We start from the raw sequence: 16042 nt of genomic DNA, 5'->3' as shown, positions 1-16042 counted from the left end.
ATTTATCGCTATACTGTTTTTTTAAACAGTGTTTTTTGTGTGCAAAACGTGATTGAGCGAGTCAGAAAAATTATTCACGTGGATATGGACTGCTTTTATGCCGCGGTAGAGATGCGTGATAACCCAAGCTATCGTGGTGTTGCACTTGCTGTAGGTGGTCATGAGAAGCAGCGAGGCGTGATCAGTACGTGCAACTATGAAGCGCGTAAGTTTGGTGTGCGCAGTGCAATGCCAACAGCGCGTGCGCTCCAGATTTGCCCTAACTTACTTGTCGTTCCGGGGCGAATGCATGTGTACAAGCAAGTTTCTCAACAGATCCGAGCTATCTTCGAACGATACACTCAGCTCATTGAGCCGCTGTCCCTTGATGAGGCATACCTTGATGTAACGGACTCCACTGCCTGTCGAGGCTCTGCCACCCTAATCGCAGAATCGATTCGTCGCGACATACATACGGAGTTGGGGCTAACGGCATCGGCAGGTATTGCGCCAATTAAGTTTCTTGCCAAAGTTGCTTCAGACATGAACAAGCCCAATGGCCAGTTTGTGATTCCACCCGATAAAGTCCAAGAGGTAGTCGATAAATTGCCTTTGGAAAAGATCCCAGGTGTTGGCAAAGTGAGTTTGGAGAAGCTGCACCAAGCTGGCTTCTATCTATGTGAAGACATAAAAAACAGTGATTACCGTGAGTTGTTGCGCCAATTTGGGCGCCAAGGCGCTTCATTGTGGAAGCGCAGCCATGGTATTGATGACCGCGAAGTGGTGGTGGAACGCGAACGTAAATCGGTTGGGGTAGAGCGTACGTTTAGCGAAAACATTGCTACTTATGATGAGTGCTGGCAGGTGATCGAAGATAAGCTCTTCCCTGAACTAGAGAGACGTTTAGAGAAAGCCAGCCCGGATAAGTCGATCATTAAGCAGGGTATCAAGCTCAAGTTTGCTGATTTTCAACTCACAACGATTGAGCACATTCACCCTCAGCTGGAGCTTGAAGATTTCAAAGTGCTGCTGAGAGATATTCTTAAGCGCCAAAACGGCCGAGAAATAAGGCTGTTAGGCTTGAGTGTGATGCTCAAGCCTGAACAACAAGCACGCCAATTGAGCTTCTTTTAAGCTCGTGCTAACTCAACCTGCTTTAGAACCTGTTCAAAAGAGACATTCGCCATTGAGCCATAGCCTCGCAGTTTGCTAGCTTTAAGCTGAGCAATGATTGGCGTGCTGATCCCACACAGGAAGCGAGCTACGGCGGCATTGCTAATCGCCGTTGGTGAAAGCTGAACAAACTCATCAACCCAAGCGGATAGGTGAGTCAACTCAGGTTGCTCTTGTTGTGGCTGAGGGAACGAAGCGATTTGTCCACGACATACTGAGCAGTGACCACATTGCGTCGGTGCATTGTGATCAGCAAAGTAATGCGCTAATTGATGGCTCAAGCAGTCCGATGATTGGAACAGATCCAACATAGTATGAATTCGTTCAATGTCTTTTTGTTCTTTGGATTGGAACAGCTCAACCAAATGCTGAGAAATCACTTCTTGATTTTGAGTCGCAGGGAGAACCGAATACACATCCGTGAGTTGCTTGCTTTCTAATTCAATCCAACCGTTTTGGTGGAAGTAATCAAGCGCCGCAACCACGCGGCTACGCTCAGATTGATAGTTCATCCACAAGGCTTCTAAATCCACTTGGCACCAAACTTTCGCTTTGGTTGAACAAGCAAAAATAGCTTCAACAAACTGACGTCGTTCGCCTTGGAACTGATTGAGGATGAAAGACTGGTCTTGTAAGAACTTGAAGCGATATTCCGCGAAATAGCTGTATTTGGCTTCAATCACTTTTGCCAGCTCTAAGTAAACCAATGAGGTCTTCAGTGGCAGTTGACGAATATTGCTGTCGCGAGATAAGCGCAGCGCCATCACTTCCCACTGAGGTGTGTTCTCGCGAATTTGTTCTAATACATAATTGATTGAGCTTGGCTCTGGTGTGTCACCGTAAACAAAGTTCTCTAATACTGTTAAGCCAGAGGTGTTCCCCAAAAGAATACACTCCGAACGTTGCCCATCTCGTCCAGCGCGCCCGATTTCTTGTGCGTAGTTTTCGATAGATTTCGGTAAATCGAAGTGAATAACACGACGAATGTCGGATTTATCTACTCCCATACCAAACGCGATTGTGGCGACAATACAGTCGATTTGCGAGTCCATAAACTGCTGTTGGATTTTCTCTCGAATATCGCTCTTCATACCCGCATGATAAGCGTGAGCATTGATGCCTAAACGAATTAATGAGCTGGCTACTTGCTCCGCGGTTTGCTGCTGAGTTACGTACACGATACTCGGCAGTTTAGGGGCCGCAGCAATGATGTCATTCAGCTGTGTTTGCTTATTTTCTTCCTCGCAAGGCACCACCGAGATATCGAGATTAGAGCGATAGAAACCGGTAACGGTAACGTTCTCGCTAGCGATATCAAACTTACTTTGCATGTCCTCGATAACTGCTGGCGTAGCGGTTGCGGTCAGCAAGAGGGTTTGAGGGATATTCAGTTCACGCTGGTATTGCGGCAGTTTAAGGTAGTCTGGACGGAAGTTATGACCCCACTCCGAGATACAGTGCGCTTCATCAACCACCATGAGAGAAAGTGGGATTTGACGAATGAACTCGCGAAAACGTTCGTTCTTGAGTCGCTCTACCGAGATCATCAAAATCTTGATATGTCCATTCTTTACGCCAGCCATCACCTGTTGGGTTTCTTTACGACTTTGGCTACTGTCGATAGATGCCGCAGCAATGCCTCTGCCTTGTAAGAAACTAAGTTGATCTTTCATCAGCGCAAGAAGCGGTGAAATCACCAATGTCAGATGTGGTAACTGGGTAGCAGGAAGTTGGTAGCAAAGCGATTTCCCTGAGCCAGTTGGGAAGATGGCTGCGGCTGAGTGTCCGTTCATTACTGCTTCAATCACCGGCTGTTGGCCGGATCTTAATGAGTCAAACCCGAACACGGATTGAAGCGTTTGCTGAAGCGAGTCACTTTGCATAATAGGGAAACCTTGGTTTGATGATAAACTGGATTACATTAACACACCCTGAGTGCCTAACGCGCGTCCTAAAAGTATGAACAAAGCCGATTTAGTCCAAATAATCATTAAACAACTCGAAGACAAACTGCACGTTGCTCACGCCTCGACGCAAAGAGCCATTGACGCTGCGACGGATGAAGAGACCGTACCTGAGCACAAGTACGACACATTAGCACTTGAGGCATCCTATCTGGCACACGGGCAAGCAATGCGTGTACAAGAGAGTGAAGAAGAGCTTCGCCAGTACCGCACTCTTGTGTTGCGTGATTTTGTTGATGCACGTATCGCGGTTGGTGCTTATGTGGAATTAGTCGACGAGAATGATGTTGAAAAAGCCTTCTTTATTGGCCCTTGCTCCGGTGGACTGACCGTTGGTTGGCAAGGCAAAGAAGTGTTTGTTCTCACGCCGAAATCCCCCCTTGGTTGTGCTTTGGTCGGCAAAGAAGAAGGGGAAGACATTGATGTGAAAATTGGCGATAAAACAACTTGTTATGAAGTCGTGACGGTTTGCTGACATCTTATCCATAGTTGCTTGTTATAGTTAAACAGAATAACCATGAAAAAGAGAAAGTAATGAAGAAACTGCTCACACTCTCATTGTTGACCATCAGCGCCAGTGGCTATGCAGCCCAGTGTCGCGTCGATATTAACAACGAAGTTCGTATGGATGGTCAGAACTTAGAAATCGTGCATACCAATGGTGAAAAAGCGGTCGTCGACGAAGACAATAACCTGTTTATCAGAGGCGAGCTGATCGAGCTTGATGATGATCAGAAAGCGGCAATCGAGAATTACCGCGAGAAGATGAATGCTTACATTCCGCAAGCAAAACAGTTGGCAAGTGATGGCTTAGCATTGGCAAACGATATTATAGATGACATCGCGGTTAGCCTTGATGCACCAGATTCATTTGATAACGTGAAAGTCGCAGTAAAAGACTTCTTTGCTGATGTAGAAGCCCGTTACTACAAAGACGGTGATTTTATTCTACCTGCTGATAGTTTTGATTCGATGACTGAATCATGGTCACAAGACTTCGAAAAAGCACAAGAAATCTTTAACAAAGAATTCCTAATCAGCGCGTTTGATGCGTTGTCTGCCAAAATGAAAGAAGACGGCGGCTTGAACTTAACCGCACTGTCTGAAAGCATGACCGAACTGCAAGCTAAGGTTCAAGAACGCTTAGCAGAACACTCGGAAGACGTAGAAAAACAAGCGGAAGACTTGTGTGAATCTCTGGATGATATGGCGGTTGAAGAACAAGATCTGCTGAAGAAGATCCCCGAGCTAAAAGATTACCAAGTCTTCACCATTTAATTTGTGAAGCACAAACAACAAAGAGCGCCTATCAAGGCGCTCTTTTTACTTTGGTGCTATTCAGAATCTACGCGGATTATTGCGCATTCATCTGAGTCAATTTGTCACCCACTGGCTTAGAGAAGTTAAAGCCATCATGTTCATCCCAGTTGATTGACCATGTCATCACACCTGCGTAATTCGGGTGGTTGAATGCTGGTTTCACTGTGCCACATGAGATGCCTTTGGTCAGACAGTCTAGCGCGTCTAGAATGTTCTGAGTTGGAGCCTGGCCTGAGTTAGCGGAGCTCGGACCGGATGGCAAACCAATCGCCACTTGGTCATCACGCAGTGGTTCAAACATGGTGCCGTCTGCCAATTCAAAACCCTCAATCAGCATCTTAGACTGTGCCACCATCATATCCACAGACCCTTCTGGAGCCGAGCCAGGCATGTATGGATTTGGCAGGCCGCCGTTGTTGTATAGCTGAACGTGTAGAAGGTCGAGAGTACTGCGTGTCTCGTTAATCACGGGAATATACGCTCCCCAAATTCCGCTGTAAGCAATGTAGCCACCTTGTACGTAAGGGTGCTCTGGCGCCATGGTTAGGTACATATCGCCGCCCATGTTTTGCTCGATTTGCAACAAAGCACCACCTAAACGTGCTTGGATTTGCGAACCATGGAGCAGATTAGAGCCACTTTCTAGGTCCACATCCAAACCATCGAAGCCCCATTCGGCAATCAATGCGGTCAGGCTCGATACAAAGTTTGCTTCATCTTGGTCTGTGTTGAGCGTGATTGTGCCTTCTGCGCCACCAAGAGACAGAACGAACTTCTTACCTTTAGCTTGCAGTGCGGCCATGTCTTGCTTGAATTGAGTTGGGTCTAGCGCAGGACAATCACTGTAGATATCGCCAGAGTACAAGTTGAAATGCACGGTACCATCGCTGTTGCGGTCGTTTTCGGCAAAGGCAATATCAATCACATCCCATGCATCAGACATGTCAGCGAGGCGGATAGGACAGCCTGCACCGTTCACGAAGTTGTGCCAGTAACCAATCAACTTATGACGTTTCTCAGTTTGTTCAACAACGGTAATCGAAGCGGCATCAGAAAGCGCTGTTGTGCCTGCAAGATCAGTGGCTTGAGCGCTTACCGTAAAGCTACCAATCGCGGCAGGTGTCCAGTTCGCTGAGTAAGGTGCGGTTGTGTCGGTTGCGACAATTGCTCCGTTCACCATAAAGTCTACGTGTTTCACGCCAGAGGTTAGTGAAGTTGCATCTGCGCTTAGAACGAGATTCTTACCTAAACCGACGGTTTGACCTGCACTCGGTGACGTCAATGAGATCACCAAGTCTTGGTCACTCACCGTCACGTTAACGACTGACTCGGACGTGTTGTTATCGTTGTCTGTGGCAACGGCTTTTAGTTGATTCGCGCCAACTAGCGTTGCATTCCATAGAACGGAATATGGTGCTCGAGCAACCACACCTAAACTGGTGCCATTTGCGAAGAACTCTACTTGAGCCACACTACCGTCTGCATCGCTGGCATCTGCGGACACTTCAACGTTGTCGCCTGCGAGTAATACTTGTCCTTCGCTCGGTGCGGTAATAGCCACTTGAGGCGGCGTCGAACATGCACCTAGGCCTGTCCATGCATCTTGCCAGTACAAACCTTCTCCCGGCTCATAAGCCCAGGCTGCATCAGAAGAACACCACCCCGCAACATCACAACGATATTTCTGGTTTAGGTTGGAGACGAGCGCACCAGCTTCATAGCGGTTGCCGGCAACGTAAGGCACTGCGTCTGCACAGCCTCCAGAGCTTGAATCGTTGACGACGAGAGAGACTTCTTGGCTCATGGTCGATAGATTTGAATCGTCGGTCGCCTGTGCTTTAAAGGTGTGAGTTCCAACTGCTGCAGTCCAGATGTATTCATATGGAGCCGAAGTATCGACAGCAACGGACTGGTTGTTTACGAAAAACTCAACTTGCGTGACTAAGCCATCGCTGTCTGCTGCATCGGCTGTTACCGAAATAGTGTCACCTACACTTGGCGTTTCTGTAGCTGTTGGGCTCGTGAGAGATACGGTTGGAGGTGGTAATTCGGTTTGCGGTTGAACGAAGATAGACACGATGGTTGTGGTGATCGCACCTTCATTGTCGGTGGCGATAGCTGTTAACTGAGAGACACCTTCTACCGCTGTCCATTCCGCTTGGAAAGGGGATTGGGTAACAACAGCAACGGTCTGGTTACCAGCAAGGAATTCTACTTGAGCGACCTGACCATCTTCGTCAGTTGCGTTCGCCAATAAAGTGATCACGCTGCCTTCTGGAATTTGCGCATTATCTGCAGGAGAAGAGAAGGACACCGTCGGAGGTAGGTTTGTACCACTACCATCACATTGTCCAAGACCTTTCCATGCTTCCCATGGCCCCGAGTTATTGACCGGATCATTGCCTTGCGTCCAATAAGCTGCCTCATACGCGGCGCCTTTAGTTTGTACTTGATCGTCAGAATTATAAACGATGGAACTATCCCAGACCGATAAATCTTGGCAATTGTAGGCTTGAGCTTGGTAGCTGACACTGAGTGCTGCAACGACCGCACCATGCAGTAGCGTGACCTTCATTTTTCTCTCCTTGAGTTACTCGATGTTCGAAAGAACATGAACAAATACATCCCCAAGTATCATCAAGATGACTTGGGTATAGTTAGATAACTAGTTGATAAATAGACCTGATGAGGAAAAATCGAAGCAATTTTTTTTACTTTTCAACACGAAATCACGCTGAACTATTCGTGCTTTACAACGCGGCTCATTATTTTTCGGCTCACTTCACGCTGATTTATAAATCCATCAAAAGGGGCGAATGGGAGACTTGGTGAATATGAGATGTACGTGGAAATTTACAAACTGAATGTCTGCTAATTGATCTAATTGTCGAGTAATTAACCTAATCACTCTTGTTGAGTAGAAGATATTGCTATAGTGTACTAGTCAGCTAGTTCATTGGTATTTTGTGTGAGTGGTATGACACAACAAACTTCTTCTCAGCCTCGTGAGCATTTTGGCTCACGCCTTGGATTCATCTTAGCGGCAGCAGGTGCTGCAGTGGGTCTAGGTAACATTTGGGGCTTTCCTACCCAAGCAGCAAGCAACGGCGGCGGTGCCTTCTTGTTGGTGTACTTGGTGATGATTCTTATCGTTGCATTCCCAATGCTGGTGGTAGAAATGGCGATCGGTCGTCATGGTCAAGCCAACCCAGTAGACAGTATGCGTTCTCTAACAGACAACCCTGTGGGCAAAAAGCTTGGCGGCCTAGTTGGTTGGATTGGCCTGAGTGTACCAAGTGCGGTTTTGGCGTTTTACTCGATTGTAGGCGGCTGGTTGATCTGCTTTATGTTGGGCGCGGTTACCGACATCATGGGCATGGAAGCGGCTACACAATGGTTGAAAGGCTTCAGCGTTGAACGCAACTTGTTTGGTACGATTACATTTTATGTATTAACCATTTTGATCGTACAGGGCGGCGTGAAGCAGGGCATTGAGAAATGGTCTACACGCCTAATGCCAGCACTGTTTGTTCTGTTCGGTTTGCTGTTCATCTACATCATGACGCAAAACGGTGCGATGGAAGGTTTGAAGCACTACTTAGTGCCTGATTTCGAGAAAGTATGGGATCGCAAACTTATCCTTGCCGCAATGGGTCAAGGCTTCTTCTCACTGACCATCGGTGGCTGTTCGATGCTTATCTATGGCTCTTACCTAAGTAAGAAAGAGAACCTACCGAAGATGGCGATGAACGTGACTATGGTCGATACCGCCGTTGCCTTTATTGCAGGCCTAGTAGTGATGCCGGCAATGTTCGTTGCGATGCAAAAAGGCGTTCAAATCTATGCAGAAGATGGTTCCCTATTAAGTTCAGATACACTGGTATTTACAGTTCTACCGCTGATGTTTGATAGCTTAGGTTTGCTTGGCCAACTGTTCTCAATTGTTTTCTTCTTACTACTGATGATTGCAGCATTGACGTCTTCTATCTCGATGCTTGAATGTCCGGTTGCTCTAGTAAGTGAGCGATTCAATACTAAACGCAGCACGACAAGCTGGGTATTGGGTGGCCTGATTGCTCTGTTCAGTGTGGTTATCGTATTTAACTTCGGCGCACTGTTTGGCATGGTTGCGACTATCGCAACGCAATATCTACAACCTATGGCGGCGCTATTGTTCTGTCTATTTGGCGGCTGGGTATGGAATCGTCACTCAAAAATCAAAGAGCTTGAGCAAGGTTGTCCTGAGTTTACTCAAGGTTGGTTCGGTAAGTTGTGGCCAGCATACGTGAAGTTTGTTTGTCCGATTCTGGTAGCGACCGTTATTTGGGCTTCGTTCGGCTAATCGGCTTACGCAAAGTACAAAAGAAAAGGGCTTGATGAATGCATCAAGCCCTTTTTTCTGTTCGTTGTTTACGTTGTCCGTCGCGATGGGCTGTTAACGGAACTGACCTGCGTCAGGCAGAAAGTCAAAACCCGCCGTTGCCAGTTTTGCTTCAAGTGCTGCGCGGTCGATATCAAAGAATGTAACCAGCTTATCCAGATCACCACCGAAGTCGTCACGTAGCTTCATGTTGACGATGCTCATCAGCATGATTGGATCCATGGATTCGAAGTTCGCTAAATTCATTACTTATCCTCGAAATCAGAGATCAGTAGGTTTGCCGCAGCAAATGCCGCTTTTTCACGAACGTCTTTTGGTAGAGACTCGTCTGCCGCAACGTCATTCAGTGCTCTTACGGCACACGAGATTGCTTGAGGCACGTAAGCTTGATCGCCACTACCGATTTGAGCGTAAAGCTCACGAACTAATTCACAACAGCCGTATACTTGCATGGCTAAATCCTTAAGAAATGATAACTGCTCTCAAATATACACACAGCCGTTTTGAAACTCAAAGCAGAGAATTGTTTTGACTCAAGTTAACGAGCAACTTGAGCAAACATTCATCACTGCAATTGGGCTTCCAATTGATGTGTGACTTCTGGAGAAAGATTGAGCTGCTTTGCAAGCTCCTGCAAATACGCTTTCTCCATAAAGTTTTGCTCATCGGCCACAATCAGTGACGCCAGATAAATTTCTGATGCTTGTTGTGGCGACGTTGCTAAGCGGGCTATTTCTGCTGGATCGAGAGGTTTATGCAGCTCTTGATGAACCAACTGTCTTACATGATCATCTGCGCCCATTTCTGTCAGTGCTTGTTCGATGCGAGCCATTTCTTCTTCATCGACATGGCCATCGGCTTTCGCTGCACCAATCATGGCTTTAAGAATCAGCTTTGCATGTTTGTTGTCATCAGGATCGAAGGTTTCGTTGACGCCTTGTGCATCCTGTTTTGATTGCCAATCGTTGTAGACTTTGTAAGCCAGAGCACCTAGTGCCGCTGCGCCACCGACTTTAAGTGCGCCAGAGCCCATCTTCTTCGCCATCTTTTTACTTTTCTTCGAGCCCATCAGCATGCCGATAAGGCCGCCGCCGATCGCACCTGCGCCAAGGGTTTTTAGTTGGCTAGAGTTAGATGAAGATTTGATATTGCTCGATTGTTTACCAAGCGCATCGGCACCTTGCTTGATCAGGTCTGATTTGAGAGCTTGGTTAAGAAGACTTTTTAGATCCATGAGTGACCTCCTTACTAGATTAAATCCAGTGTAAGGTGATGAATCTGAACCAAAGATTAACAACGCAAATATTAGAGAGGGTCTACACACTTAGAAAAGCAGACGTAAAAAAGGGCTGACCGAAGCCAACCCTTTTCATCGCTATATTCAGCACAGTGTGCTTAGTGCAGCTTATTGTAGCTGAGCTTTAACGTGCTCAACGATGTCTGCCATCGCAACGGCTGTCTTCTCACCAGAGCGGCGGTTCTTGTACTCGAAGTTACCTTCTTTCATTGAACGATCACCGATCACGATAGTGTGAGGAATACCGATAAGTTCCATATCAGAGAACATTACGCCTGGACGCTCTTTACGGTCATCGAATAGTACTTCGATACCCATAGCCGTCAGTTCAGCGTACAGCTTCTCAGCCGCTTCTTTCACTTCTTCAGACTTGTGCATGTTCATAGGAACGATAGCCACTTGGAAAGGCGCTAGTGCGTCTGGCCAGATGATGCCGTATTTGTCGTGGTTCTGCTCGATTGCAGAAGCAACAACACGTGAAACACCGATACCGTAACAACCCATTTCTAGGATTACGTTTTTACCGTCAGGACCAAGAACACCACAGTTCATCGCTTCTGAGTATGCTTTACCTAGCTGGAAGATGTGACCCACTTCGATACCACGTTTAAGCATCAGCGTACCTTGACCACATGGGCTTGGATCGCCTTCTACTACGTTACGTAGATCTTCAACTTGGCCTAGCTCAACGTCACGGCACCAGTTGATACCGAAGTAGTGTTTGTCATCAATGTTAGCGCCTGCGCCGAAGTCGCTCATTACAGCTACTGTGCGGTCAACAATGAATGGCAGTTCAAGGTTTACTGGGCCTATAGAGCCAGGACCTGCACCAATCAGTGCACGAATTTCTTCTTCTGTAGCCATCTCTAGAGGAGCCGCAACTTGAGGAAGGTTTTCCGCTTTTACTTCGTTCAGTTCGTGGTCGCCACGGATGATAAGCGCGATGATATCTGCTTCTATTTCATCAGATGCTTTAACGAAAAGCGTCTTAACTGTCTTCTCGATAGGCATGTCGAACTGTTCAACAAGCTCAGCGATTGTTTTCGCGTTTGGCGTATCAACCAGCGTCATCTCTTGAGTTGGCTCAGCACGCTCACCTGCAGGCGCTGCTGCTTCTGCTTTTTCGATGTTCGCTGCGTAATCAGACTCAGTAGAGAATGCGATTAGGTCTTCGCCGCTTTCAGCAAGTACGTGGAACTCTTGAGAGCCGCTACCACCGATAGCGCCAGAGTCAGCAAGTACTGGGCGGTACTCAAGACCCATGCGATCGAATGCTTTACAGTAAGCATCGTGCATCGCTTGGTAAGATTTCTCTAGACCTTCTTTGTCGATGTCGAAGCTGTATGCATCCATCATGCAGAATTCACGTGCACGCATTACACCGAAACGTGGGCGACGCTCATCACGGAATTTAGTCTGGATTTGGTACAGGTTTAGCGGAAGATGTTTGTAAGAGCTCACTTCGTTACGCACAAGGCTAGTGATCACTTCTTCAGCTGTAGGGCTAAGAACAAACGGACGAGTATGACGGTCAGTAAAGCGAAGTAGCTCAGGACCCATCTTCTCAGAACGACCTGTCTCTTCCCATAGTTCAAACGGCTGAACAACGGGCATCAAAGTTTCGACTGCACCTGCATTGTCGATTTCTTGACGAACGATGTTTTCGACTTTACGCAGCACACGTAGACCAGTAGGCAGCCAGGTGTATAGACCTGAAGCCAGCTTACGGATCATACCCGCGCGTAGCATGAGCTTGTGGCTCACTACTTCTGCGTCGTTTGGAGTCTCCTTCAGAGTAGAAAGAAGATAATTACTGGTACGCATTAAATTTATCCGTTTATTAAAGTTAGATACTCAAGCCGGAATGGACAAGAGTTTGGAGGTCCCACGAAGGGAAAATTGTTAGCCGCTTATAATATCAGCCAAATGCCTTTGTCAAAAGCTTTCAATCGCAGTAACTGTTATTAAGTTATCGCTTACTGTGAACTTGACGTTCAGATCGAACAAATTTACCGCATATTCCTTACTATCAGGCTTGTTTTTCTTGTAAGCCGGACGGGGATCTTGCGCCAGAACTTGTTCGATTACCGCTTTGACATACTCAGTATCGCTACGCTTTTTGAGTGTTGCCAGTGCAATATCAGAGAAGTCTACCTGCGAAGTTTCAGGCTCGTCTTCGGCATAACCACCTTGCGCTTCTACAATCGAATCCGAGTAGGGGATATATGGTTTGATATCGACAATCGGCGTGCCATCGACCAAGTCTACGTTACCCAGCTCCAAATAGATCTGATCGCCTTTCTTGCTGATGCCTTTGACCTCTACTGCGGACATGCCGATACCGTTGGGTCTGAAGGTAGAACGTGAAGCAAATACGCCAACACGTTCGTTGCCGCCCAGGCGGGGTGGGCGCACAGTTGGCTTCCATCCCGCTTCTAAGTTCTGATCAAACAAAAACAGTAACCACACATGAGAAAACTGCTCCAATCCGCGCACGGCTTCAGGACTATTTGCTGCGCCCTGAAGTTTAACGCGAGATCGCGCTGCGGGCACTAAACGTGGCTGGCGAGGAACAGCGAACTTCTCTTTATACGGGCTTTCAATAATGCCAATTGGCTCTATGGAATACATGGTTTGTGTCTTGATGAAAGGTTTGAGAATGAAAGTATCACAAATTTCGCTTGCTTTTCTTTTTGAGAATGATTATTAATTAAAATGTTATAACATAACATTAAATCAAGAGGGAAATTTTATGAAGCCAGGTATCCACCCCGAATACCGACCTGTGGTATTTCACGACACCAGCGTAGATGAATATTTTGTGGTTGGCTCAACGCTGCAAACTGATCGCACTATCGAGTGGAAAGACGGAAAAACTTACCCGTACTTCACGTTAGACGTTTCGTCTGAGTCCCATCCGTTCTACACAGGTAAGCAACGTGTGGTTCAAGCAGAAGGCCGTATCGCGAACTTTAATCGCCGTTTTGGGCAATTTGACAAAGATAAGGATTAAGGTATGAAAGTGGTTAAATCATTGAAGAGCGCAAAAGGCCGTCACCCAGATTGCCAAATCGTTAAGCGAAGAGGGCGTTTGTACGTTATCTGCAAGACAAACCCGCGTTTTAAGGCTGTTCAGAAATAACCTTAAATATCGGAATAATTTATGAGGCGTGGTTATCTATAACTCTGTTCTATAATTTTTATGTGGTTGATGTAACTGCTTATTTGTTAAAAATAGGTCATAAGTTCGGCTTTTGTTTACATTCTGTAACGTTTTGAACTTTTACTTAACCCTTGTGTCGAGTACCCTGCGCATGCTTAGTGACATTTGTGTTACTTGTGCGCAGGAATACATACAAGGAGGGAACAGATGAGTTCATCTGCTTCAATGAAACAAAACTCACCAAAGAAGCCAATGTTCACGCGCTTCTTAGATACAGTTGAATATTTGGGGAACCTATTACCCCATCCAATCACACTTTTCGCTATTTTCTGTCTTGCAATCCTAGTCATGTCCGGTATTGCAGGTTACTTCGAAGTTTCCGTTGTTGACCCTCGCCCTGAAGGCGCACCTGGTCGCGCTGCCGACGGCATGATTCAAGTCGTTAGCCTGTTAAACGCTGAAGGCTTACAACTGATTGTTACTAACCTAGTGAAAAACTTCGTAGGCTTCGCACCGTTAGGTACTGTACTGGTTGCGATGCTTGGTGTTGCCATTGCAGAACATTCTGGACTACTTTCTGCTGCAATGCGTGGCCTAGTAATGGGCGCTTCTCAGCGCATGGTTACGGTAACGGTAGTTTTCGCTGGTATCATTTCAAATACGGCTTCTGAGCTTGGCTATGTGGTGTTGATCCCACTGGCGGCAATGCTGTTCCACTCTCTAGGTCGTCACCCACTTGCTGGTCTAGCAGCAGCGTTTGCTGGTGTATCTGGTGGTTACTCTGCAAACCTACTGATTGGTACGGTTGACCCACTGCTTTCAGGTATCACTGAAACAGCTGCACAGATGATTGACCCAACTTACACAGTAGGCCCAGAAGTAAACTGGTACTTCATGTTTGTTTCTACTTTCTTCATCGCGATTACTGGTGCATTTGTTACTGAGAAGATCGTTGAGCCAAAACTTGGCAAATACAATGATGAAGAAGCGGCCGAAGACCTATCTCAAGATAAGATGGGTGGTTTGACTGACGTAGAGAAGAAAGGTCTAAAACTAGCAGGTATTGCGGTACTGGCGGTTTCTGCACTACTTGCTTGGACTATCGTTCCAGCTGACGGTGTTCTGCGCTCTGATGCTGGCACAGTTGCAGGCTCTCCCTTCCTGAAGAGTATTGTTGCGTTCATCTTTGTTTTCTTCGCAGTACCGGGCTTTGTTTACGGTCGCGTTGTTGGCACCATGAAAAATGATCGCGATGTGATTGATGCAATGTCAAATTCAATGTCTTCAATGGGCATGTACATTGTTTTGGTATTCTTCGCGGCTCAATTTGTTGCCTTCTTCAAGTGGACAAACTTTGGTCAAGTATTCGCGGTAGCGGGTGCAAGCTTCCTGCAAGAAATCGGTCTAACTGGTCCAATGCTGTTCTTCGCCTTCATCCTAATGTGTGGCTTCATCAACTTGATGATTGGCTCGGCATCGGCGCAATGGGCTGTGACAGCACCAATCTTCGTTCCTATGCTAATGCTTGTTGGCTACGCGCCAGAAACGATTCAGGCGGCTTACCGTATCGGTGACTCAACGACGAACATCATCACTCCGATGATGAGCTACTTCGGTCTTATTCTTGCAGTAGCAACACGCTACATGAAGAATCTAGGTATCGGTACACTGATCGCGACCATGCTGCCTTACTCAATCGTTTTCATTGTTGGCTGGAGCGTACTGTTCTACCTATGGGTATTCGTATTTGGTTTACCAGTAGGTCCTGGTGCGGCAACGTACTACACGCCTTAATTGGTAACCTCACTCAGCTCAATCAAAGCCTGCGTCTATCGCAGGCTTTTTGTTTTATGGTATAGCCTATTAATCCGCTGATGTGAGAGAGGAAGGAGGGGCATCAACGCTTAGCAAGGATTCTATCGAGATGATTTGCGAACTCGCGACGTTCTGTTTGAGACAGAGCCGCAGGGCCGCCAGTCTGAATGCCACTTGAGCGCATGGTATCCATGAAATCACGAATGTTTAAGCGCGCTTTGATGGTGTCTTTGGTATATAACTCGCCTCGTGAGCTTAGTGCTTGAGCACCTTTGCTGATCACTTCGTCTGCCAAGGGAATATCAGACGTGATCACTAAGTCATTTGCTTCCACGCGACGGACGATTTCGTTATCGGCAATATCAAAGCCAGCGGGTACTTGCAGAGAGTGAATATTGGCACGCTTGGGGACAGGGACCACATGGTTCGCTACAAATGTGCATTCAACGCCAGTTCGCTCAGCAGCACGTACAATCGTCTCTCTGATTACTTTCGGACAAGCATCCGCATCTACCCACAGTTTCATGATGTTTTCTCACTCAGCTTTGTTTCTAGTTCTTCTACACGAGCAACCAACTTCGCCACCGTATTCTCCAGCGCAACAATACGATCTTCTTCTTTCGGCGTTTGAACCGCAACCTCGACTTTAGGAATGCGGTTGGCGCTCTTCCAACTTTTGATGGTTGCGATTAATGCTGGCATCGGTACAGGTGTTTTCATTCGAGCTTTAACGAGAGCAACGGTCGGCTCTTTACCTTGCTGTTGCAACTTTTCCATCACGGCTTCCAGCTCTTTAGTGACGTCTTGAGTTAACATAATTTGTCCCTACTAAAATGACTTATATCATCATACTTTGCGCTACACATTTTAGCGAATAGCAATTTCGGCAGTGCCTTGTGCGAGATCTCTCACACGGGTTGTGAGAGAAAACGATTTCGTCATCAGCCAAA

At 46.8% G+C, this 16042-nt stretch carries 16 protein-coding genes; 7 read left to right on the top strand and 9 right to left on the bottom strand.

What is annotated here, in order from left to right:
* Window positions 1-48: 48 nt before the first annotated feature.
* Window positions 49-1113: a DNA polymerase IV gene (dinB, locus tag A8140_RS12215; protein WP_029388858.1), complete on the top strand. Its 1065-nt coding sequence runs from the start codon at window positions 49-51 to the stop codon at window positions 1111-1113.
* On the opposite strand, the gene A8140_RS12210 is transcribed toward dinB, so the two are convergent.
* On the bottom strand, window positions 1110-3035 hold the full coding sequence (locus tag A8140_RS12210) for a RecQ family ATP-dependent DNA helicase (RefSeq protein ID WP_005529386.1): 1926 nt from the start codon (window positions 3033-3035) through the stop codon (window positions 1110-1112). The two genes, dinB and A8140_RS12210, sit on opposite strands and share 4 nt — an antisense overlap.
* A 76-nt stretch (window positions 3036-3111) precedes the next feature.
* Here A8140_RS12210 and A8140_RS12205 point away from each other — a divergent pair, with 76 nt between their 5' ends.
* Both A8140_RS12205 and A8140_RS12200 read left to right on the top strand, forming a co-directional pair.
* Window positions 3112-3591 (top strand): GreA/GreB family elongation factor, encoded by a 480-nt coding sequence (locus A8140_RS12205; RefSeq protein ID WP_005529385.1) that lies wholly within the window; start codon window positions 3112-3114, stop codon window positions 3589-3591.
* A gap of 59 nt (window positions 3592-3650) precedes the next feature.
* Complete coding sequence (locus tag A8140_RS12200; RefSeq protein WP_005529384.1) at window positions 3651-4394, top strand: YggN family protein; 744 nt, start codon at window positions 3651-3653, stop codon at window positions 4392-4394.
* A gap of 76 nt (window positions 4395-4470) precedes the next feature.
* On the opposite strand, the gene A8140_RS12195 is transcribed toward A8140_RS12200, so the two are convergent.
* Window positions 4471-7011: an Ig-like domain-containing protein gene (locus tag A8140_RS12195; protein WP_005529383.1), complete on the bottom strand. Its 2541-nt coding sequence runs from the start codon at window positions 7009-7011 to the stop codon at window positions 4471-4473.
* Between the two features lie 402 nt (window positions 7012-7413).
* Between A8140_RS12195 and A8140_RS12190 the strand changes: the two genes are divergently transcribed.
* A complete protein-coding gene (locus A8140_RS12190) occupies window positions 7414-8778 on the top strand; it encodes a sodium-dependent transporter (protein ID WP_005529382.1) in 1365 nt (454 codons plus the stop codon).
* A gap of 93 nt (window positions 8779-8871) precedes the next feature.
* Here A8140_RS12190 and A8140_RS12185 read toward each other — a convergent pair whose 3' ends face one another.
* The 5 genes from A8140_RS12185 to tsaA all read right to left on the bottom strand — a co-directional run bounded on the left by A8140_RS12185 (window position 8872) and on the right by tsaA (window position 12745).
* Entirely contained in the window at window positions 8872-9063 is a 192-nt protein-coding gene (locus A8140_RS12185) for a DUF4250 domain-containing protein (protein ID WP_005529381.1), read from the bottom strand.
* The gene (locus A8140_RS12180; protein WP_005529380.1) at window positions 9063-9269 is read right to left on the bottom strand and encodes a YaeP family protein; all 207 of its coding nucleotides are present in this window, start codon (window positions 9267-9269) and stop codon (window positions 9063-9065) included. Before A8140_RS12180 ends, A8140_RS12185 begins: the two co-directional genes overlap by 1 nt.
* A 113-nt stretch (window positions 9270-9382) precedes the next feature.
* Entirely contained in the window at window positions 9383-10051 is a 669-nt protein-coding gene (locus A8140_RS12175; RefSeq protein ID WP_005529379.1) for a tellurite resistance TerB family protein, read from the bottom strand.
* 171 nt (window positions 10052-10222) lie between these two features.
* Window positions 10223-11938 carry a proline--tRNA ligase gene (locus tag A8140_RS12170; protein ID WP_005529378.1) on the bottom strand — a complete coding sequence of 572 codons (1716 nt, stop codon included), beginning with the start codon at window positions 11936-11938 and terminating at the stop codon, window positions 10223-10225.
* Between the two features lie 111 nt (window positions 11939-12049).
* Window positions 12050-12745 carry a tRNA (N6-threonylcarbamoyladenosine(37)-N6)-methyltransferase TrmO gene (gene tsaA, locus A8140_RS12165; RefSeq protein WP_005529377.1) on the bottom strand — a complete coding sequence of 232 codons (696 nt, stop codon included), beginning with the start codon at window positions 12743-12745 and terminating at the stop codon, window positions 12050-12052.
* Window positions 12746-12866: 121 nt separating this feature from the next.
* Here tsaA and A8140_RS12160 point away from each other — a divergent pair, with 121 nt between their 5' ends.
* The 3 genes from A8140_RS12160 to A8140_RS12150 all read left to right on the top strand — a co-directional run bounded on the left by A8140_RS12160 (window position 12867) and on the right by A8140_RS12150 (window position 15071).
* Window positions 12867-13127 carry a type B 50S ribosomal protein L31 gene (locus A8140_RS12160; RefSeq protein WP_005529376.1) on the top strand — a complete coding sequence of 87 codons (261 nt, stop codon included), beginning with the start codon at window positions 12867-12869 and terminating at the stop codon, window positions 13125-13127.
* A 3-nt stretch (window positions 13128-13130) separates the two neighbouring features.
* Complete coding sequence (gene ykgO / locus A8140_RS12155) at window positions 13131-13256, top strand: type B 50S ribosomal protein L36 (RefSeq protein WP_005529375.1); 126 nt, start codon at window positions 13131-13133, stop codon at window positions 13254-13256.
* Between the two features lie 228 nt (window positions 13257-13484).
* On the top strand, window positions 13485-15071 hold the full coding sequence (locus A8140_RS12150) for an AbgT family transporter (RefSeq protein ID WP_005529374.1): 1587 nt from the start codon (window positions 13485-13487) through the stop codon (window positions 15069-15071).
* Window positions 15072-15174: 103 nt separating this feature from the next.
* On the opposite strand, the gene A8140_RS12145 is transcribed toward A8140_RS12150, so the two are convergent.
* Entirely contained in the window at window positions 15175-15618 is a 444-nt protein-coding gene (locus tag A8140_RS12145) for a YaiI/YqxD family protein (protein ID WP_005436748.1), read from the bottom strand.
* A complete protein-coding gene (locus A8140_RS12140) occupies window positions 15615-15908 on the bottom strand; it encodes a hypothetical protein (protein WP_005529373.1) in 294 nt (97 codons plus the stop codon). Before A8140_RS12140 ends, A8140_RS12145 begins: the two co-directional genes overlap by 4 nt.
* Window positions 15909-16042: the final 134 nt, after the last annotated feature.

It is taken from the genome of Vibrio campbellii CAIM 519 = NBRC 15631 = ATCC 25920, assembly GCF_002163755.1.
Lineage (GTDB): Bacteria > Pseudomonadota > Gammaproteobacteria > Enterobacterales > Vibrionaceae > Vibrio > Vibrio campbellii.
This window is presented reverse-complemented; position numbering and strand designations above follow the sequence as displayed.